The sequence below is a fragment of the Legionella massiliensis genome (assembly GCF_000756815.1).
Lineage (GTDB): Bacteria > Pseudomonadota > Gammaproteobacteria > Legionellales > Legionellaceae > Tatlockia > Tatlockia massiliensis.
In genome coordinates, this window is record NZ_CCVW01000001.1 from 618,119 (window position 1) to 634,872 (window position 16,754).

The following is a 16,754-nucleotide window of genomic DNA, read 5'->3' on the forward strand; positions in this document are numbered from 1 at the left end:
ATGCCTTATATCCCCCATACCAGCGAAGACGTTGAAGCGATGCTGGCCGACATAGGAGCGAGTAGTACACAGGAGCTATTTGATGAGATTCCTGCTTCTTTACTCTATGGCGAGCTCAAGAATATCCCTGAAGGCTTAAGTGAAATGGCCATGCTGAGAGAAGCTCAGCGCTTGGCCGACAAAAATCAGAATGGTCTGTGCTTTATGGGGGCAGGTTGCTATGAACATCATATTCCTGCGGCTGTGTGGGATATCGCTTCAAGAGGTGAGTTTTTAACTGCCTATACGCCTTATCAGGCTGAAGCAAGCCAAGGCACTTTGCAGTTGCTTTATGAATATCAGACCATGATTGCCGAGCTAACAGGTCTTGATGTAGCCAATGCATCGATGTATGACGGTGCAACCGCGCTTGCGGAGGCTATATTGATGGCGGTTCGTGTGAATAAAAAGAGTAAAGCCAACCGAGTTCTGGTTGCCGGTACTCTGCACCCGCTCTATCGTGACACCTTAGAAACAGTGGTTAGAACACAACATATCGAAGTTATAACCCTTCCCTTTGATGAAAAACAAGGTATTACTGCCCTATCGGCCTTAGAAAAATACAGTGGTGAAGATATTACAGCTTTGGTTATCCCTCAGCCCAATTTCTTTGGCTGTCTGGAGTTGGCCGATGAAATGACTGACTGGGCGCGAAAGAACCAGACAGTCAGTATTGCCGCAGTCAACCCAATTGCGCTTGCACTTTTGAAGCCACCAGGGCAATGGGGTGAGCAGGGCGTCGATATTGCCTGTGGTGAAGGCCAGCCTCTGGGTTCACCCATGGCTTCAGGCGGCCCCTATTTCGGGTTTTTCAGTACACGCATGGAACATGTGCGCCAAATGCCAGGGCGTCTAATAGGTCGAACCTTGGATAAAGACGGTAAAACAGGGTTTACACTGACCTTGCAAGCTCGGGAGCAGCATATCAGACGTGGAAAAGCCACCTCCAATATTTGTACTAACCAAGGCTTATTAGTCACTGCAGCAACTATTCATATGAGTTTGCTAGGTGCAGAAGGTATGTTGGAAGTTGCTCGCCAATGCCATCAAAATACTAATAAATTGGTTGCAGAATTGACTCAAATCAGCGGGGTCAAAGCTGTCTTTTCAGCCCCTTGTTTCCATGAAACGCTTTTACAGCTAGACCAACCCGTGGATAAGGTGCTTATGCAATTACGTGAGCAGGGAATTATTGGTGGATATTCCGTAGAGTCACATTATCCGAAGTTGGTTAACACTATGCTTGTTTGTGTGACAGAAATGCGTACAGACGAGGATATTGCTCTCTATGCTAATTCACTCAAGCAAATTATGGCAAAACGAGGTAGCTAATGTTTATTGTACAGTTAACTTATAAGACGCCAATCTCAGAGGTGGATAAATATTTGCAGGCTCACCGGGAATTCCTGGAATATCACTATAAACAGGGTTTATTCCTTGCTTCCGGACCAATGAAACCAAGAACAGGCGGCATTCTTATTGCAGCAACCAGCGATAGAGACTATCTGGAGTCAGTGCTTAAGAACGATCCCTATCATTTGGCCGAAATAGCAGACTACCAACTCATTGAATTTACACCGGTTAAACATTGCGATGAACTTAAGGATATTATTCAAAAAACGGAGGGCAAATTATGTTAATTTTTGAACGCTCAACGGCCGGCCGTCAAGCAACTGCACAAGCTCCTCACAATAAGGAGCATAGTGTCGCGATTCCCAAGCAGTTTCTGCGCACAAGCGCACCGCGTTTACCAGCTTGCTCTGAATTGCAGGTAATTCGCCATTATACGCGCCTATCGCAAAAGAATTTTGCGATAGATACCAATTTTTATCCTTTGGGGTCTTGTACTATGAAATACAATCCCCGGGGTGTTCATAAGGCTGCGTCGATCCCTGGTTTTATTAATCGCCACCCCCTCGCTCCTGAAAATGCAAGTCAAGGCTTTTTGCAAACTATGCATGAGCTGCAAAGTTATCTGGCTGAAATTACCGGCATGGCAGGGGTGTCACTGACACCTATGGCTGGCTCACAGGGAGAATTTGCTGGTGTCGCAATGATTAAAGCTTACCACCAATCACGCGGCGACACGGGACGCGATGAGATGCTTATTCCTGACGCAGCTCATGGAACCAACCCGGCCTCAGCGGCTATGTGCGGCTTTAAAATCGTCGAACTGGCTACCTCCAAAGATGGTGATCTTGATCTGGATGAGTTACGCCGTAAAGTTGGACCTAAAACAGCCGGCATTATGCTTACAAACCCATCAACCTTGGGCTTGTTTATGCGCCAAATCAAAGAAATAGCTGCGGTTGTGCACCAAGCTGGTGGGCTTTTATATTATGACGGGGCAAATCTGAATGCTATTTTAGGCCGTGTAAGGCCGGGCGATATGGGCTTTGATGTCATGCATTTGAATTTACACAAAACCTTTGCTACCCCTCATGGGGGTGGTGGCCCAGGTGCTGGTCCTGTAGCTGTTGGCAAAAGACTGTTGCCACATTTACCCTTACCTACAGTGATTAAAGACGACAAGCACTATCGTTGGGCTACTGCGAATGATATACCACAAAGTATTGGTCGTTTGTCTTGCTTTATGGGGAATGCGGGAATCCTGCTTCGCGCTTATTTTTACATCCGCGTATTAGGAAAAACTGGCCTATTAAAGGTATCTGAATTTGCTACTTTGAATGCGAATTATTTACTTAGTGAATTAGAGAAGGCCGGATTTAATCCGGCTTATCCGGGACGGCGTGCAACACATGAGTTTATTCTAACTCTGAATCAGGAAAAGAAAACTTATGGCGTTAATGCAATGGATTTTGCTAAGCGTTTGCTCGATTTTGGATTCCATGCCCCAACGACCTATTTCCCTCTGTTAGTGCCTGAATGTTTATTGATTGAACCGACAGAAACTGAATGTAAGGAGGAGTTAGATGGATTCATTAGTGCCTTAGAGGCAATTCGCTATGAAGCCCAATCGAACCCCAATCTTTTAAGAGATGCCCCACATACCTTACCAGTGAAACGATTAGATGATGTCAAAGCTGCGCGGGAATTGGATCTGAATTATTTTGCTCACCAGGAATAGTTAAGCGAGTTATAAAAGATAGCAGGCTGGGCTGAGAAGCCTAATGGCACTTAGAACGCTGTGTAAAAAATGCTTTTTGCCTCCTCGCCACCTCGCACAGCGTGGGGGATACTGCTATTAAGTTAAGGAAGGTTTTGTCATTCCCGCGAAGGCGGGAAACTATTTTTAGCTAAGCACAGTGCCAATGTAGAGATGGTTTCCCGCCTTCGCGGGAATGACAACTGCCCTTAACTTAACGTCAGTTATGGATAAGCACTTATACCCTTGCCTACGTACCGCGCTTTATGCGCGGTATATAGGCGGAAAAATAAGGATGCTACCTCAAACCGTTCGGGCTGAGGAGGCCTTTAGGCCGTCTCGAAGCCTTGCTCTCTGCGGCTATAAAACCCCTTATCTATAACTGACGTTAACTTAATGGCAGTGAGCGTGGGGAACCTTTGGCGTATGAGCGGGAGCCAAGTCATTGGTGGTTGTATGCAATGAGCAGTTTGTACCAGATTGATTATACTTAACTTAAAACATGATGATATAAGTTATTAAATTGAAAAAACAAATCACATCAACTCTGTTCGCTCGACAAGCGATCTACGATAGCCTCAATCAGGTTTGCGCTTATGAGCTTTTGTATAGAGCTGGTGACTTGTTTCGAGCAAATATCGACCTCAGCAATGAGAAAGCGGGTGACGATGCGACTTCTTTTATTTTGTCCCATTTATTTACACATTTAGACATCAATACTATTGTTGGTGCTCATCCCGCATATATCAATTTTACACGTAATCATCTCTTGAAAAGGATACCAACCCTTTTACCTAAGAAGAAAGTAATTATCGAATTATTGGAAAACACGGTGATTGATGAGTCCCTAATTGAAAGTGTAAAAAATCTCCGTGAGGACGGTTATCGCTTAGCGCTCGATGATTTTATTTTTCGCGAAGAGTTAGTGCCCTTGGTTGACCTAGCCGATGTTATTAAGATTGAGGTTTTAGGACTGAGCAAGGATGAAATTAAAAGACAAATAGCGCCACTGGTAGGAAGCAAGGCAAAATTGCTGGCTGAAAAAATTGAAAACAGGGACCAGCTGCTGCTTTGTAAGGAGCTGGGCTTTGAATTATTTCAAGGTTTTTTTCTCAATTACCCTGATCTAATACATGGTAATTTACTTTCTGAAAATAAAACTTATCTGCTGAAATTATTTGCTGAGATTTATGATGTTGATGTTCATATGGAACGAGTTGAGGAAATCATCTTACAAATTCCAAAATTAAGCTATCAAGTTCTCCGATTAGCTAATTCTGCTGCTCTGTATAAAGGTAAAAAAATTGAGTCCCTTATGGATGCAATTAGGCAGTTAGGATTAATTCAAATACGAAACTGGCTAAGTTTGTTACTTGTATCCAGCTTGGATGATGTTGCTCCTGATTTATTGGAAAGGACGTTGATTCGCGCAAAAATGTGCCAGAATCTAGCGACAATTTCAGAGCTGGCGAACCCGCATCAAGCCTATACAGTGGGTATGCTCTCTACACTAGACGCCATTTTAAATGAGACTATGCCTTCTTTGTTAGGCAAGATCCGTTTAAGTGATGAGTTGAATGAGGCACTACTAAAGCATCAGGGAGCACTAGGTTATCTTTTAGCAATGACACAATGGTTTGAGCAAGCTAATTTCTCTAAACTGGATTATGAAAAATTTAGCCCGGAAGACTACAATCAAGCCTATTTGGAAGGGATTGCTTATGCCAGTGCAGTATTGGAAGTAGCGAAATAGGTTAACTCACTGTTTTTAAATAAATAAGAAAAGCTCTTTGCTAGGGAAAAAAAATAAGTTATAACAGTCATAATTAAGCAACGCCCCTAAAGCTCCACAAAAGCTTTAGGGGCGTTGTTTATATCAAGGATGGTAAATTAGGCAATTTTATGGAGATTGCCCTGAACAGAATGGAGGGTCAGAATCCATACTGACAGAACAATTTTTTTCACGGAGTGAAAAATGAATAATAAAGTATTTTCACAACGCTTTAATCGCGAGCTGTCCATGCTAGGCTTTCCCGAAGAAATTACGGAGAAAACTAAGGCAGTTTCCAAGGTTTTTGGTGTCACTCGCCATTTAGCAAATGCGATGATTTTTGGTCATTTACTGCCCTCTACGGATCAGCTGGATAAGATAGCAGAAATATTAGAAGTTTGTCCTTTATGGCTCAGTGGCGCTACCGATAGGAAGAAAGCCTATCAGGGACGTGAAGCGGAAGAGGAGGTGTAAAGAGTGGTGAGCCCCTACCGAGGAACGGCTGTATTTCTCGCAACCTGCACTCAAATCCAACCGTTCGAGTAGATCTAAACATAGGAGACCTGAGCTATTACAGGTGTAGTCTATACTTACTTGAGGTATAATCGTCGCTATTTTAGCGCGTTGTGGTACAGATTATTATTTCAGCTGTGCCGCAAACTATAAATTTTATTCAAGGGTTAGTTAATCATGGAGTGCTTGAGTTACTGCATCGCCAATTCAATTGATCTGGCTCGTCTGGATGCTCATTTTAAAAGTGCTTTGCCGGGTTATCGTTCATCAAGATCACGCGATGTATTAAAACTAGGTCGCAATGATCAGAGTCAGTCACTGATTTTTGTTTTCAAAAATGGAACGGTTGTCTCCTGGGGCGTTAAACGTCATCAAGTCAAAACCTATCTTGATTCTATTCTCCCTTTCGCTGATAAACCCATTTCTTTTTTAGTACGAGATGAATTTAGTTATCAAATCGGTCAAAAGACTGCAATTGAGCCGCACGATTATTTTGAGGTTGATTGCCTTACTATGGAGGCGGACAGTGAGGAGCTCAAACTAAGTTTTTCTTACGGCTTTTCCCAGTCGGTCAAATTGCAGTATTTTGAAACGATCATTGAAGCTCTGATTGATAAATACACACCAATGATTCAAAGCCTTTCTCATCGTGGTCATATGCCAATAAGCCGTAATCAAATCCGGCAAGTCATTGGCGAGATTCTGGGTGCAAAAAGCGAGATGAATCTGATTTCCAACTTTCTTTATCACCCAAAATATTTTTGGCAGCACCCCACGTTGGAAGAATATTACATAATGCTGGAGCGCTATTTACATATCCAACGCCGTGTTAATGCAATAAACCATCGCTTAGATACCTTGAATGAAATCTTTGATATGTTTAATGGCTATTTGGAAACTCGGCACTCTCATAGCTTGGAAATTATTATTATCGTATTGATTACAATAGAAATTGTTTTTGACGTACTTAATTTTGTTTTCTAGATTGAGCTCCTAATTTACTTACAACCTTTTGAAAAATATATATAACTTATAATCCCAATCCCTAAAGTGCTTAAAATTTTTACTATACTATAGAAGGATGGGGTAATATGGAGATTTACGATGAATAAGAAGGATAATGGCGATGAAGGACCTGGTCTTATTGCAATTCTGATTATTATCGTTTTAGCTGCCGTAGGCCTATATTATTTTTTTTCACATCGCCCACCAACAGCCTTAAATATTGATGATAATCCCAATGCGCCTCTTGAGGCGCCTGCTTCGCTCGATAATGATGGGGGTAATGAAGAGTAAGGCGTTCACTCCTTATTCACCGAAAGTCTGTATTTGGCTCATCTAACGAGAAAAACCAGCTTTTTACCAACCCCTAGTTGCAGCGAAAAATAACCCGAATACAAAAAGGTATGAAATTTGTTAGAATGTGTAATACTTTTTTATTTGAAACAAGAAAATCATGCTTATTTGTAATAATCAACTTAGTACTGCCGAGCTAAAAGCCCTTGATAACCTGGCATCCCGCTGTCGTGCAGTAGATGGAGATTTACCTCCACTATATACGCACATTCTTGAGCAAAAACGCCTCACTGATAATAATTTTCTTTATTTTCATGAAGATAACTTGATAGGCTTTTTAAGCATCTACTTTTTCTATACTAATGCCTGTGAAGTCAGTGTCATGATTTCGCCTGCTCATCGACGTCGAGGATTTGCAAAGCAGCTGATTAAGGCCGCATTACCCGTTTTGCTTGCAAAACAAGTGGATACTTTGCTTTTCTCAACACCTGCGGTGGTTAATGAGGGTTGGCTCACACGTCTTGGCTTGCACTATCAAAATAGTGAATACCATATGGAGCGCAACAGTTATGAACCTATTTTGATTAGCAAACATGCTTTGACGATTCGCAAGGCAACAGAAGCTGATATACCCGCTTTATGTGCTATCGATGAGCAGTGTTTTCCCGTTGATCCGGAAGATATGCCGATGCGTTTTATCAATCTGATGAATGATAGTATCTATTCAGTGATGATAGCCTTAAAAGGTAGTAAGGCCGTAGGAAAGGCTCATATTCGTTGGCAAAGCGAGGAGGCTGTTCTCTCTGACATAGCCGTCATGCCTGAGTACCAAAGCCGAGGTTTTGGTAGTGAATTATTAGCTTATTGTATCAATCATGCTCTGATGCTAGGTAAAACTAAGCTTGCTCTTGATGTTGAAACTTCGAATCACAGTGCGCTTAATCTTTATACTCGACATGATTTTAAATCTGTAAATGCCATTGACTTTTGGGCCATCAGTACCGAAAAATTGTGCGCACTTTTAAAGTAACGTCAGTTATGGATAAGAGTTTAAACGACTCTTATCTAAAGTAAGGTTTTCCTATGAAAAAACTAATAATTACGCTTTTAGCAGCTTCCTCAATGGCTTTTGCCGATCCCGTCCAGGAAAAGCAACAGGGCGATGATAATTCCATTAATAGCATTATCAATTCACATTTACAGCGCTATCGTAAACAAGAGATGTTAAGTGCTATTCAGGTTTCGATAAAAACGAAAGATAAAATCAATTCTTATGCTCTGGGCACTCGTGCCAACAATAGTGAGGAAGCAATTTCTACTCGAGATCTTTTCGATCTTGGCAGCATTACCAAATCATTTACCGCCGCTTTAGCAGTCCTTGCTGAGTCTGAGGGGAAGATTAAACTGGATTCACCGCTTAGTGATTACCTACGTGAATATCCTAATTGGGGCTCACTTAGCCTAACAAAATTGCTCAATATGAGTACCGGAATTCCAAATTACTCTGATAGTCCTAGGATCAATTATTTATTTAGTAAAAATATTCAGCGCAGTTGGAGCCCGACTGAGTTAATCGATTTGGTCTACACAAAAAATTTTAATCCGCCATTAAAGCCGGGTTATTTTTATAGTAATACCGGTTATGTGCTAGTCGCGATGATTCTTGCTAATAAGTACAACGATAGTTTTGCAAATCTTTTGGATGAAAAAATTCTTAAGCCGCTTGACCTGAAAAATACCTTCTACCCAGTACCGAACTATAGACCCGAGGTTCTACAACGCATGGTAAGAGGTTATGCCTATAACGTTTATGATAATCCTGAACTTGTAGGGCAAGATGTCACCGAGAATAGTTTAAGTTGGGCTGGCCCGGCTGGTGCTCTTGTTGCTAATAGTGAAGATGTTATTCACTGGGTAGAGCATTTATTTATCGATGATAAGTTGTTAACCCGCCAGCAAAAAGATGAAATGCAGAAACTTGTTTCTACAGAAACGGGCAAACTCCTGGCAATAACGAATAGTGATGAGCCTCGAGGTTTTGGTTTAGGCGTTGTTCAAGCTTACAATAGCAAAATAGGTCATTATTGGTTTTATGAAGGTAAAACCTTAGGTTATCGCTCCTTTTATTTCTATGTACCCTGTAATCAGGTTATTATTAGCGCTCTTTTTAATAGCGTGACCAATAGTGAAAACGATCATGGTCATGAGCTTATTCAAGCGCTCTATAATTATATCCTTAAACAGGATCAGTCATTGAATTGTAGAGCTGAAAAAACGAGCGGCAAGAATTCAGCTTGACAGCTTTTCTATCACACCTTTAGTATGGCGTTTTATTGCGAAAGGAAAGCGCTAAGAGGATAAGGAATGAAAAAACGGGTTGTAATTACAGGAATGGAAATAGTTTCTTCCATTGGTAACGGACTTGAAGCCTTCTGGCAAGCAGCTCTAAACGGGCAATGCGGTATAAAACGCATAGAAAGCTATGATCCAAGTCCTTATCCCACACAAATCGCTGGGGAAATTAGAGATTTGTCACTGGCGCATTTGCCTGAATTTGATAAGTCCAAGCGCTATCCTCGAGCTGCTCAATATGCACTCTATTGTGCCCATCATGCGATTGAGCGCTCAGGTTTAACTGCCACTGAGCTAGCCAATGCCGGTACTTATATTGGTACTAGCCTAGGAGGGACTCCCGAGCTGGAAGCAGCCTATCAGTCTTTTTTTACTGAAAGCTGGAAAAAAATTCCTGCCCTGAGTGTCATTCGAGGCATGCCAAATTCAATTGCAAACCATGTGGCAATTGCCTTTGGTTTGGGTGGTCCTAACTCAACAATTTCCAATGCCTGCGTCTCTTCAGCAGAGGCGATAGGGAATGCTTATCAGCAAATCGTAAATGGCAGACTTAGCACAGTGCTCTGCGGTGGAACGGAATCGCTAATTTGGGAAACCATAATGGCTGCCTGGTGTAAACTGCGTGTGATGTCTACCCAAAATGAGAGGCCTGAATTAGCCTGTCGTCCCTTCGATAAGAATCGTGACGGCATGGTTATGGCGGATGGCGCTGGTGTTTTAATCCTCGAAGAGTTGCAGCAGGCCAAAGCAAGAGGGGCAAAAATTTACGCGGAAATTATAGGCTTTGGTGGTAGCTGCGATGCCTATCATGTGACTGCCCCTACTATGCAAGGCCAGGTTCGTGCTATTAACTCAGCTCTTGATGATGCTAAATTAAGTATGGGTGATGTTCAATACATTAACGCCCATGGGACTGGGACACAATTAAATGACATTACTGAAACAGAAACAATAAAAGCTGTTTTTGGCAAACGGGCTTATGAAATACCTATTACGGCACAGAAAGCCATGACTGGTCATGCGATAGGTGCTGCAGGTGTTATGGAGATTATTGCAACAACACTTAGTTTACAACATGATATCTTATTGCCGACAATCAATTTAAATGAGGCTGATCCTGCTTGCGATCTGGATTATGTGGCTCATGATGCCCGTAAACAACAAATTGACATTGCTCTATCCAATCATTTCGCCTTTGGCGGCGCAAATGCTGCTTTATTATTGAAGCGATTTTAATGCTAAGAATGAGCTGATCGAAACAAAAGCAACGAGATTCACGCAACCTTTTGCTGCCACTACCCTCCTTGCAATTACTGCTCTCAGTAGAAGGAGGTTGTATTTTTTGTAAAACATGATTTAACATTGATCTCTTTGGATTTTAAAGAGCCTTGTTAATGAAAAAATTATACATTCTACTGTTTGCCTCACTCTGTCTCGTTTCCCTTGGTTATGCCAGTAAATTAAGCAAATACATGCACAAGGCAGATGCGCAAGATCAGGCGCGCCAACAGCAAGAATGGCGGCGAGATATGGATTTCAATGATCTGGCTTTTCGGTTGGTTAGACGCTATACCGATGATCATGGTCAACGCTGTCGAGACTATGAATTTAGAGCTCGCTCCAATCCATATCGCCATGGTTATTACACTGTTTGTGACGAGCGTTAAATTGCCCCTACATTTCGTCATCCTGAGTGTAGAGAGAGAGCTCCGGGATTGACACTGTGCTGCATTCAGGAGATGTCTCACTACGCTCGACATGACGTAGGTCTTTGGAGGGCAGATTACGTTTTGAAAAGTCACTTGAAAAATAGTTTGGAAACTGGAATATTGGGGCTATTGATTCAATACACTTTCCCAGTTGTTCACCCATGATAAAACGTAACTCTTTATTGTTATTTCTTAAGAAAAACTGGGAGTTAAAGCGGTTTATCATTTGGTATTTTTTAGCAAATACGCTGTTATTTTGGATAATCGGTGCTGTCTATCTTAACGATATTCTATCGTCAGCCACCCTCTATTGTAATTTGGTACGATGCTATTCCTCGGTATCAGATAAGGCCTTTGTTTTATTTTTTACCTTTGTAAATTATCTTTCCTTCTTGATGTTCCTTGTATTTATTCCCGCCCTAGCCCTGTTAATCATTAGCTGCTTAATTCCCTTACGTCGCTTTATTTGGGGGCTGAGTATTGCAACGGCAACACTACTTGTTGTTTTGCTTTTTGTTGATTCTAAAGTTTACCAATTGTTCAGGTTTCATTTGAATTCGACTATTTTGGCTATGATTTTCAACAGGCAAGCGCTAGAGTTTTTTGATTTTTCCAACTATGAATTGTTTTCGTTTGCGGGAATAACACTCTTTATCATCGTCTTGCAGTCCTACCTTGCTTATTTAGTCTGGACAAAAATTATTCTTCCTAAGCGCTTAAAAATTGGTAAATCAATTTTACTATTTTGGTTTGCCGGAGCCTTATATTCATATCTGACTTTGTTGTTATCAGTTGAGCGACACATTAATGTATTTAGTCAGCAAGCTCCAAGCCTTCCACTTTATAGCCAATTTTTTGTGAAAATCATCCCCACCTCGAGTGCGGCTACTTTCCTAAGATATAGTGAAAATTATTTTGCCTTGCCCGAATATTCAACTCATAAATTAAATTATCCCTTGCATGAGATGCGTTGTGAGAAACCGGCGAAGCCCTATAACATTATTCTTATTGTGGTTGATGCCTTGCGCTTTGACAGCTTAAAAAGAGAATATATGCCAAGTCTGACAGAGTTTGCAGCGAAGAGTTGGCAATTTAAACAGCATCTGAGCGGTGGTAATAGTACTCAGCCAGGACTGTTTTCATTGTTTTATTCCCTGCCTGGAAATTATTGGTCAGCGGTATTAAAGCAAAAAACTGCTCCTCTTTTGCTGGATTTATTAAGTGAATATGGCTATTCGCAACAGATTTTCTGGTCCAACTCAATGCAGATTCCCGCCTTCGATAAAACGGTTTTTGTTAAAGGCTCTTATGCCAACCCTCAGGGGGCGCCGGGGAGCGATAGTGGTAATAAAGATAGATATATTACTGGGCAAGCAATAAAATTTTTAAGCGAAAACGCGCATAAGAACCCTTTCTTTTTGAATCTATTTTATGATGCGCCTCATGCCTATTGCAGTGAACAAAGCTTCCCCTCCCCTTTTCAGCCAGCAGATTCATACTGCTCTCGTATTGAGCTGACAAATGAGACGGATCCCCTTCCATATCTCAATCGTTATTTGAATGCTGTTCTATTTGTTGATTCCGAGATTGCTAGGGTTCTTAAAACAATTGAAAGCCAGGGCTATCTACATGATTCCATAGTAATTATTACGGCTGATCATGGTCAGGAGTTCAATGATTATCATCAAAACTATTGGGGGCATGCTGGCAGCTTCAGTGATGTACAGGTTCATGTGCCCTTTATTATTCATTGGCCAAATAAAGAAAACATGGAAATTAATTACTTAACTTCTGGCTATGATCTGGTTCCAACCTTATTTGAACGCTTATTCCATTGCAAGAATGATAGGGCGGACTATAGCATTGGTCAGAATTTATTAGTTGAACAGGGGCGACCGCCTTTTGTTTTGGTCGGTAGTTATATCCACATGGGTATTATTGAACCCGATCGCATAACAACATTGGAGGTTTCAGGAAATATTCAAATTACAGATAAAAAAGAAGTTCCAATCAACCAGGCAACACCAAGAATGCCTGTATTAAACCAAGCTTTAGAATTAATGAGTCGTTATTATATCGACAATTAAGAGATAGCAGTTTAAATTATTCATTGATATTATTCGGATTTTTGCCGTATAAGGAAAAGTACAAATCATGCAAAAAATGTCCAAGATGTTAATTGTTTCACTCCTTGCTGTTTTACCTTGTTTGCAAAATCCCGCTTATGCAGAGATTAGCCAAAGCTGGCTTGATGCAAAAATCCAGGCCTTTATCAAGGACAAACCTGTTAAAGCAATGATCTATGGTTTATGGATTAATGGTGAACCGGTTAGTGTCCAAGCTACCGGTGAGTCAATGACAGCCGTCCCTGCTACAAAAGACATGCATTTTCGCATTGGCGGCGTTACCGAAACGATGCTAACCACCTTACTTATGCAAATGGTTGAGCAAAAAGTAGTAAAACTTGACGATAAGATAAGCCGTTGGTACCCCGATTTGCCGAATGCCGATCTTGTTAATCTTAAAATGCTAGCGAATTGCACCAGTGGGTATCCGGATTTTGTTTACAATAAAAAATTCATCGATGTAGCCCTTAACCAACCCTTTAAACAATGGACTGATAAGGAGTTAATTGACTTTGCATTTATGGAGGCACCCTTATTCAAACCTGATACTGACCAGCACTATACCCATACTGATTTTGTTCTTCTTGGCGCTATTCTAAGCCAAGCGGGTAAAAAGCCGCTCAAAGGTTTATTGCACTCCTATATCCTTAAACCTCTGGCAATGAGAGGAACGGAATTTAATCTCACAGCAACAATGCTTTCACCAACTCTACACTCGTTTAGCCAGGATAGAGGAGTTTATGAGGATGCAACCTTTTGGGACCCATCCTGGACCGCTGCGTCTGGAGCAGTAAATAGCACGATTGATGATCTGGGCCGCTGGGCAGAAGCCTGGATGCAGGGAAATTTACTTTCAGCAGAATCCACCCAGAAATTACGCGCGCCTGATACGGTAGGTAAGGGAAAAAATCGCGAAGATCGCTATTTTGCAATGGGCTTTGCCGTAGTGAATCATTGGCTAATACAAAATCCCAGGTTCGGGGGATATAGTGGCTTCTTTGCTGTGTTACCTGAGAAGAATATGGTGTTTATCGCCTTTAATACCTTGAAGGCGGATGATAAGGAGAGCCCGAATTTCAGTATGGAATTATGGAAGCAGTTGGCTGGTGAGTTAGCCCCGGAATATCCGTCAACCCTTTAAGTAAGTCTGCATGTAATAGCTCAGGTGGGATGTAAAAATCTTGGAGAAAGTTCATGATAGGTCACGTCCCCCCACCTCTTATCTAAGGAAAACCTTGATTACGGCTGCGCTGCATCAAGGTTTCATTTAAATTCACTACTCTGGGATTTCGCTTCGTTGCATCAAGGCTACAGACTTATTTATTCAAACAAAGCCTTTCACAAGGTCTGTTTTAATGAGAGATCATTCTCTTCTGAGGCCGTGAAATAGGGTAATAATTTGCAAGCGAGTAGAGTGCCTGTAAAAAATAGACCTCCCAATAGCGCCAAATTCCTATTTGAAAAAATGGTAGGGCTCTGCTGAACAGCTACAGGTTGTTCTACAGGCGAGGGTGAAGCAACAGCTACATCATGCCACTGATGCTCAACAGAAAACAAAGGCGAGTCTGTGTTAATGCATCGATAGCGGTATAGTAAATTATTCCATTGTTCGAGATGAGCTTTTTGATAATCCCTCGCCTGCCCATTTTCTAAAACAGTAGAGCTGTTTGCTAAGGTTGATTGTTGCAAAAATTCTTCACATTCGTCGTGCAAGCTATTAATTTCGTCCGCATATTGAACATAGCGTGTAGAAGCATGCTTCCTGAGAATAGGTTGGGCGTGGGCAGGTATTTTTTTATCGAATTGCATATCGGGGTTAGTACTAACGTCGATGGCCAAGGCTAAAATACGATGGGCAATTTGATAGCTATCATGCTGGCATTGTCTTTGTATCTCAGTTCTAGGCACTGATTTTTCTGAAAAATCAAACGACTCCTCTTCATCTATCGCCTCTAATTCTTTTAAAAACTGAGTGGTTCGCTCATCAACAGTTGCATGAATTTTATTATCATCGAGTAACCAGCCGGCATGACCACGAAACGACTCTTGCTCCAGATAAAACTTTAGCTGATCAAAAACATCGACGTAGGCAAATTTTTTGATTGTTTCTGATTCGAAATTAGTTTCCATTTCTTGTAAAAGTAAATCTGCAAAGCCTAGTAACTCATTGACTTCCTCATAAACTAAGGCAGCATTTAATCGTGCATCTGGACCTACTCCTACAGTTGCAAGTTTGACGTATTTCTTAATTTGCACATCAATTAACTCGCATAGAAGATCAAATAGTTCTGCATGTTTGCTCATTTTATTTCTCATTATTTTTATGGGGCAATGGCGAAATATTCTCTGCCAAAAATAGTATTAATACAATGAAAGGTTGTCCTGCCAACGAATATCCAATTCCAGTTTTTTTATACAATTTAGATAGTCCTGAAGTGAAATCTGCCCGACACAGGCAGAGGCTCCAGTTAGTCTAAGGTTTTCTTCACATAAACGTTCAGCTAATAAAATTGCTGGAATGCAGGGGATATAAAGACCATCACCATGTTGCGCATAAATGTCAAAGCGTAAATGTTTCGGCTGCTGTTGCAGGTCATGGCCGAAAAGATCCATATAAAATCCAGTATTATCATGACCAATCGCATTAAACCAACGGGATATTCTAAGCATCGTTTCTGCGCATTTATCCAAGGAAAGAAATAGCCGCAGACGTACCAGCCAAGACAGGGTAAATAGTATCAATTGCAAAGGTTTTAACTCTAAACCTGCCTGAAATTGTATGGTTTTTAGCTGTGGATAGCGTTCCGGGAAAAGAGCTAAATCGGGGACATCGCAATTGCCTAGAAAGCGTGAACCAAGCTGCCAGAATTTTTGCAGTCGCAATCCCTGCCAGCCATAGATGGCTTGCTGTTTTCCATTAATAAGGCAATTAAAGGGTTTTCCTGCATAACTTAAAACGCCTGCGGTTGTTGCTAAACCTTGATTGGTTAGCTGTGCTGTGCCAATGGCATAGTCAATCTTCTCCAGCACAGCGAATTGCGTGAGATAGTTATCTATAATGGCGGAAGTTAAGGCCGGTAACGAACTTGCTCCGCTACAGATGAACAGCTTCTTTTCTCTTGCTTCAGCATCAAATTGACTGATTCCATAGACGAAATCGCGTGAATCAGCTAAATCAATGTAATGGCAGCCTTGTTTCAGGCAGGCCTCCGCTACGCGATAGCCCTGGCCTTGGAACGGCCCTGAGGTATGAATAACGATATCGGGATTCAAGTCTTCAAGTGTTTTAGCAAAATCGTGGAAGATATCACAACTTAGCGCTTGGGCTGGGTGAGCTAGTTCGAGTGTATTAATGAGGGCTTCGGCCTTATCGATATGGCGCCCACCAAGGGTAAGCCTAATCTTGGGGTTTTTGCCCAAGACCTTGCTGATATAACGCCCAAAATTACCATAGCCACCAAGAATAAAAATATTTTTTACCATTGCCCTGTTGACCCTGGGATTTGATAGGAGCTCTGCTTAACAATTTATATTGATTTAGCTACCTTGTCTGTAAAAATTTTTTGCCCTATATACAAAATTTTCGTACTCTGCTTAAAGAGCTTTAGTTCTTTGTAGGGGGGCAAAGCCCAGAAAAGGCATGAATTCTCGGCTTGATCTCGGGATCTAGCAGTGGTGCAAGATACATGGATCCCGCGGTCAAGCCCATAGGTCTCTACACAAGTGTCTGTAATAGATGAGCCCTGTGTCTCCCTAAGGCACGTCATCCAGAGCGCAGCGAAGGATCTCCTGAATGTGGCAGGGTGCTAATCCCGGAGATCCTTCGCTGCGCTCTGGATGAC

At 41.7% G+C, this 16,754-nt stretch carries 15 protein-coding genes; 13 read left to right on the forward strand and 2 right to left on the reverse strand.

The window, feature by feature from the left end; translation table 11 throughout:
* The 13 genes from gcvPA to BN1094_RS02720 all read left to right on the forward strand — a co-directional run bounded on the left by gcvPA (position 1) and on the right by BN1094_RS02720 (position 14,053).
* A complete protein-coding gene (gene gcvPA / locus BN1094_RS02660; protein WP_043872845.1) occupies positions 1–1,371 on the forward strand; it encodes an aminomethyl-transferring glycine dehydrogenase subunit GcvPA in 1,371 nt (456 codons plus the stop codon).
* The gene (locus tag BN1094_RS02665; protein WP_043872846.1) at positions 1,371–1,679 is read left to right on the forward strand and encodes a YciI family protein; all 309 of its coding nucleotides are present in this window, start codon (positions 1,371–1,373) and stop codon (positions 1,677–1,679) included. The genes gcvPA and BN1094_RS02665 overlap by 1 nt, the downstream gene beginning before the upstream one ends.
* On the forward strand, positions 1,673–3,127 hold the full coding sequence (gene gcvPB / locus BN1094_RS02670; protein WP_043872847.1) for an aminomethyl-transferring glycine dehydrogenase subunit GcvPB: 1,455 nt from the start codon (positions 1,673–1,675) through the stop codon (positions 3,125–3,127). Before BN1094_RS02665 ends, gcvPB begins: the two co-directional genes overlap by 7 nt.
* 541 nt (positions 3,128–3,668) lie before the next feature.
* A complete protein-coding gene (locus BN1094_RS02675) occupies positions 3,669–4,898 on the forward strand; it encodes an EAL and HDOD domain-containing protein (RefSeq protein ID WP_043872848.1) in 1,230 nt (409 codons plus the stop codon).
* 222 nt (positions 4,899–5,120) lie between these two features.
* Positions 5,121–5,390 carry a hypothetical protein gene (locus BN1094_RS02680; protein ID WP_043872849.1) on the forward strand — a complete coding sequence of 90 codons (270 nt, stop codon included), beginning with the start codon at positions 5,121–5,123 and terminating at the stop codon, positions 5,388–5,390.
* 216 nt (positions 5,391–5,606) lie between these two features.
* Positions 5,607–6,413, forward strand: coding sequence for an RMD1 family protein (locus tag BN1094_RS02685; protein WP_043872850.1), 807 nt, complete (start codon positions 5,607–5,609; stop codon positions 6,411–6,413).
* A gap of 120 nt (positions 6,414–6,533) precedes the next feature.
* Positions 6,534–6,725, forward strand: a complete 192-nt coding sequence (locus tag BN1094_RS02690) for a hypothetical protein (RefSeq protein ID WP_043872851.1) — start codon at positions 6,534–6,536, stop codon at positions 6,723–6,725.
* 160 nt (positions 6,726–6,885) lie between these two features.
* Positions 6,886–7,755 (forward strand): GNAT family N-acetyltransferase, encoded by an 870-nt coding sequence (locus tag BN1094_RS02695; RefSeq protein ID WP_043872852.1) that lies wholly within the window; start codon positions 6,886–6,888, stop codon positions 7,753–7,755.
* A gap of 53 nt (positions 7,756–7,808) precedes the next feature.
* The gene (locus BN1094_RS02700; protein ID WP_043872853.1) at positions 7,809–9,023 is read left to right on the forward strand and encodes a serine hydrolase domain-containing protein; all 1,215 of its coding nucleotides are present in this window, start codon (positions 7,809–7,811) and stop codon (positions 9,021–9,023) included.
* A 66-nt stretch (positions 9,024–9,089) separates the two neighbouring features.
* Entirely contained in the window at positions 9,090–10,313 is a 1,224-nt protein-coding gene (locus BN1094_RS02705; protein WP_043872854.1) for a beta-ketoacyl-[acyl-carrier-protein] synthase family protein, read from the forward strand.
* 158 nt (positions 10,314–10,471) lie between these two features.
* Entirely contained in the window at positions 10,472–10,744 is a 273-nt protein-coding gene (locus tag BN1094_RS02710) for a hypothetical protein (RefSeq protein ID WP_043872855.1), read from the forward strand.
* A gap of 203 nt (positions 10,745–10,947) precedes the next feature.
* Complete coding sequence (locus BN1094_RS02715; protein WP_043872856.1) at positions 10,948–12,873, forward strand: DUF3413 domain-containing protein; 1,926 nt, start codon at positions 10,948–10,950, stop codon at positions 12,871–12,873.
* A gap of 67 nt (positions 12,874–12,940) precedes the next feature.
* On the forward strand, positions 12,941–14,053 hold the full coding sequence (locus BN1094_RS02720; RefSeq protein WP_052403094.1) for a serine hydrolase domain-containing protein: 1,113 nt from the start codon (positions 12,941–12,943) through the stop codon (positions 14,051–14,053).
* A 197-nt stretch (positions 14,054–14,250) separates the two neighbouring features.
* On the opposite strand, the gene BN1094_RS02725 is transcribed toward BN1094_RS02720, so the two are convergent.
* Positions 14,251–15,216, reverse strand: coding sequence for a hypothetical protein (locus BN1094_RS02725; RefSeq protein WP_043872857.1), 966 nt, complete (start codon positions 15,214–15,216; stop codon positions 14,251–14,253).
* Between the two features lie 57 nt (positions 15,217–15,273).
* Entirely contained in the window at positions 15,274–16,395 is a 1,122-nt protein-coding gene (locus tag BN1094_RS02730; RefSeq protein ID WP_043872858.1) for a saccharopine dehydrogenase family protein, read from the reverse strand.
* Positions 16,396–16,754: the final 359 nt, after the last annotated feature.

What these genes read in the sequence shown, in the direction of transcription:
- gcvPA (WP_043872845.1), top strand. Translation starts at nt 1, where the DNA reads ATGCCTTATATCCCCCATACCAGCGAAGACGTTGAAGCGATGCTGGCC.
- BN1094_RS02665 (WP_043872846.1), top strand. Translation starts at nt 1,371, where the DNA reads ATGTTTATTGTACAGTTAACTTATAAGACGCCAATCTCAGAGGTGGAT.
- gcvPB (WP_043872847.1), top strand. Translation starts at nt 1,673, where the DNA reads ATGTTAATTTTTGAACGCTCAACGGCCGGCCGTCAAGCAACTGCACAA.
- BN1094_RS02680 (WP_043872849.1), top strand. Translation starts at nt 5,121, where the DNA reads ATGAATAATAAAGTATTTTCACAACGCTTTAATCGCGAGCTGTCCATG.
- BN1094_RS02685 (WP_043872850.1), top strand. Translation starts at nt 5,607, where the DNA reads ATGGAGTGCTTGAGTTACTGCATCGCCAATTCAATTGATCTGGCTCGT.
- BN1094_RS02690 (WP_043872851.1), top strand. Translation starts at nt 6,534, where the DNA reads ATGAATAAGAAGGATAATGGCGATGAAGGACCTGGTCTTATTGCAATT.
- BN1094_RS02695 (WP_043872852.1), top strand. Translation starts at nt 6,886, where the DNA reads ATGCTTATTTGTAATAATCAACTTAGTACTGCCGAGCTAAAAGCCCTT.
- BN1094_RS02700 (WP_043872853.1), top strand. Translation starts at nt 7,809, where the DNA reads ATGAAAAAACTAATAATTACGCTTTTAGCAGCTTCCTCAATGGCTTTT.
- BN1094_RS02705 (WP_043872854.1), top strand. Translation starts at nt 9,090, where the DNA reads ATGAAAAAACGGGTTGTAATTACAGGAATGGAAATAGTTTCTTCCATT.
- BN1094_RS02710 (WP_043872855.1), top strand. Translation starts at nt 10,472, where the DNA reads ATGAAAAAATTATACATTCTACTGTTTGCCTCACTCTGTCTCGTTTCC.
- BN1094_RS02715 (WP_043872856.1), top strand. Translation starts at nt 10,948, where the DNA reads ATGATAAAACGTAACTCTTTATTGTTATTTCTTAAGAAAAACTGGGAG.
- BN1094_RS02720 (WP_052403094.1), top strand. Translation starts at nt 12,941, where the DNA reads ATGCAAAAAATGTCCAAGATGTTAATTGTTTCACTCCTTGCTGTTTTA.
- BN1094_RS02725 (WP_043872857.1), bottom strand. Translation starts at nt 15,216, where the DNA reads ATGAGCAAACATGCAGAACTATTTGATCTTCTATGCGAGTTAATTGAT.
- BN1094_RS02730 (WP_043872858.1), bottom strand. Translation starts at nt 16,395, where the DNA reads ATGGTAAAAAATATTTTTATTCTTGGTGGCTATGGTAATTTTGGGCGT.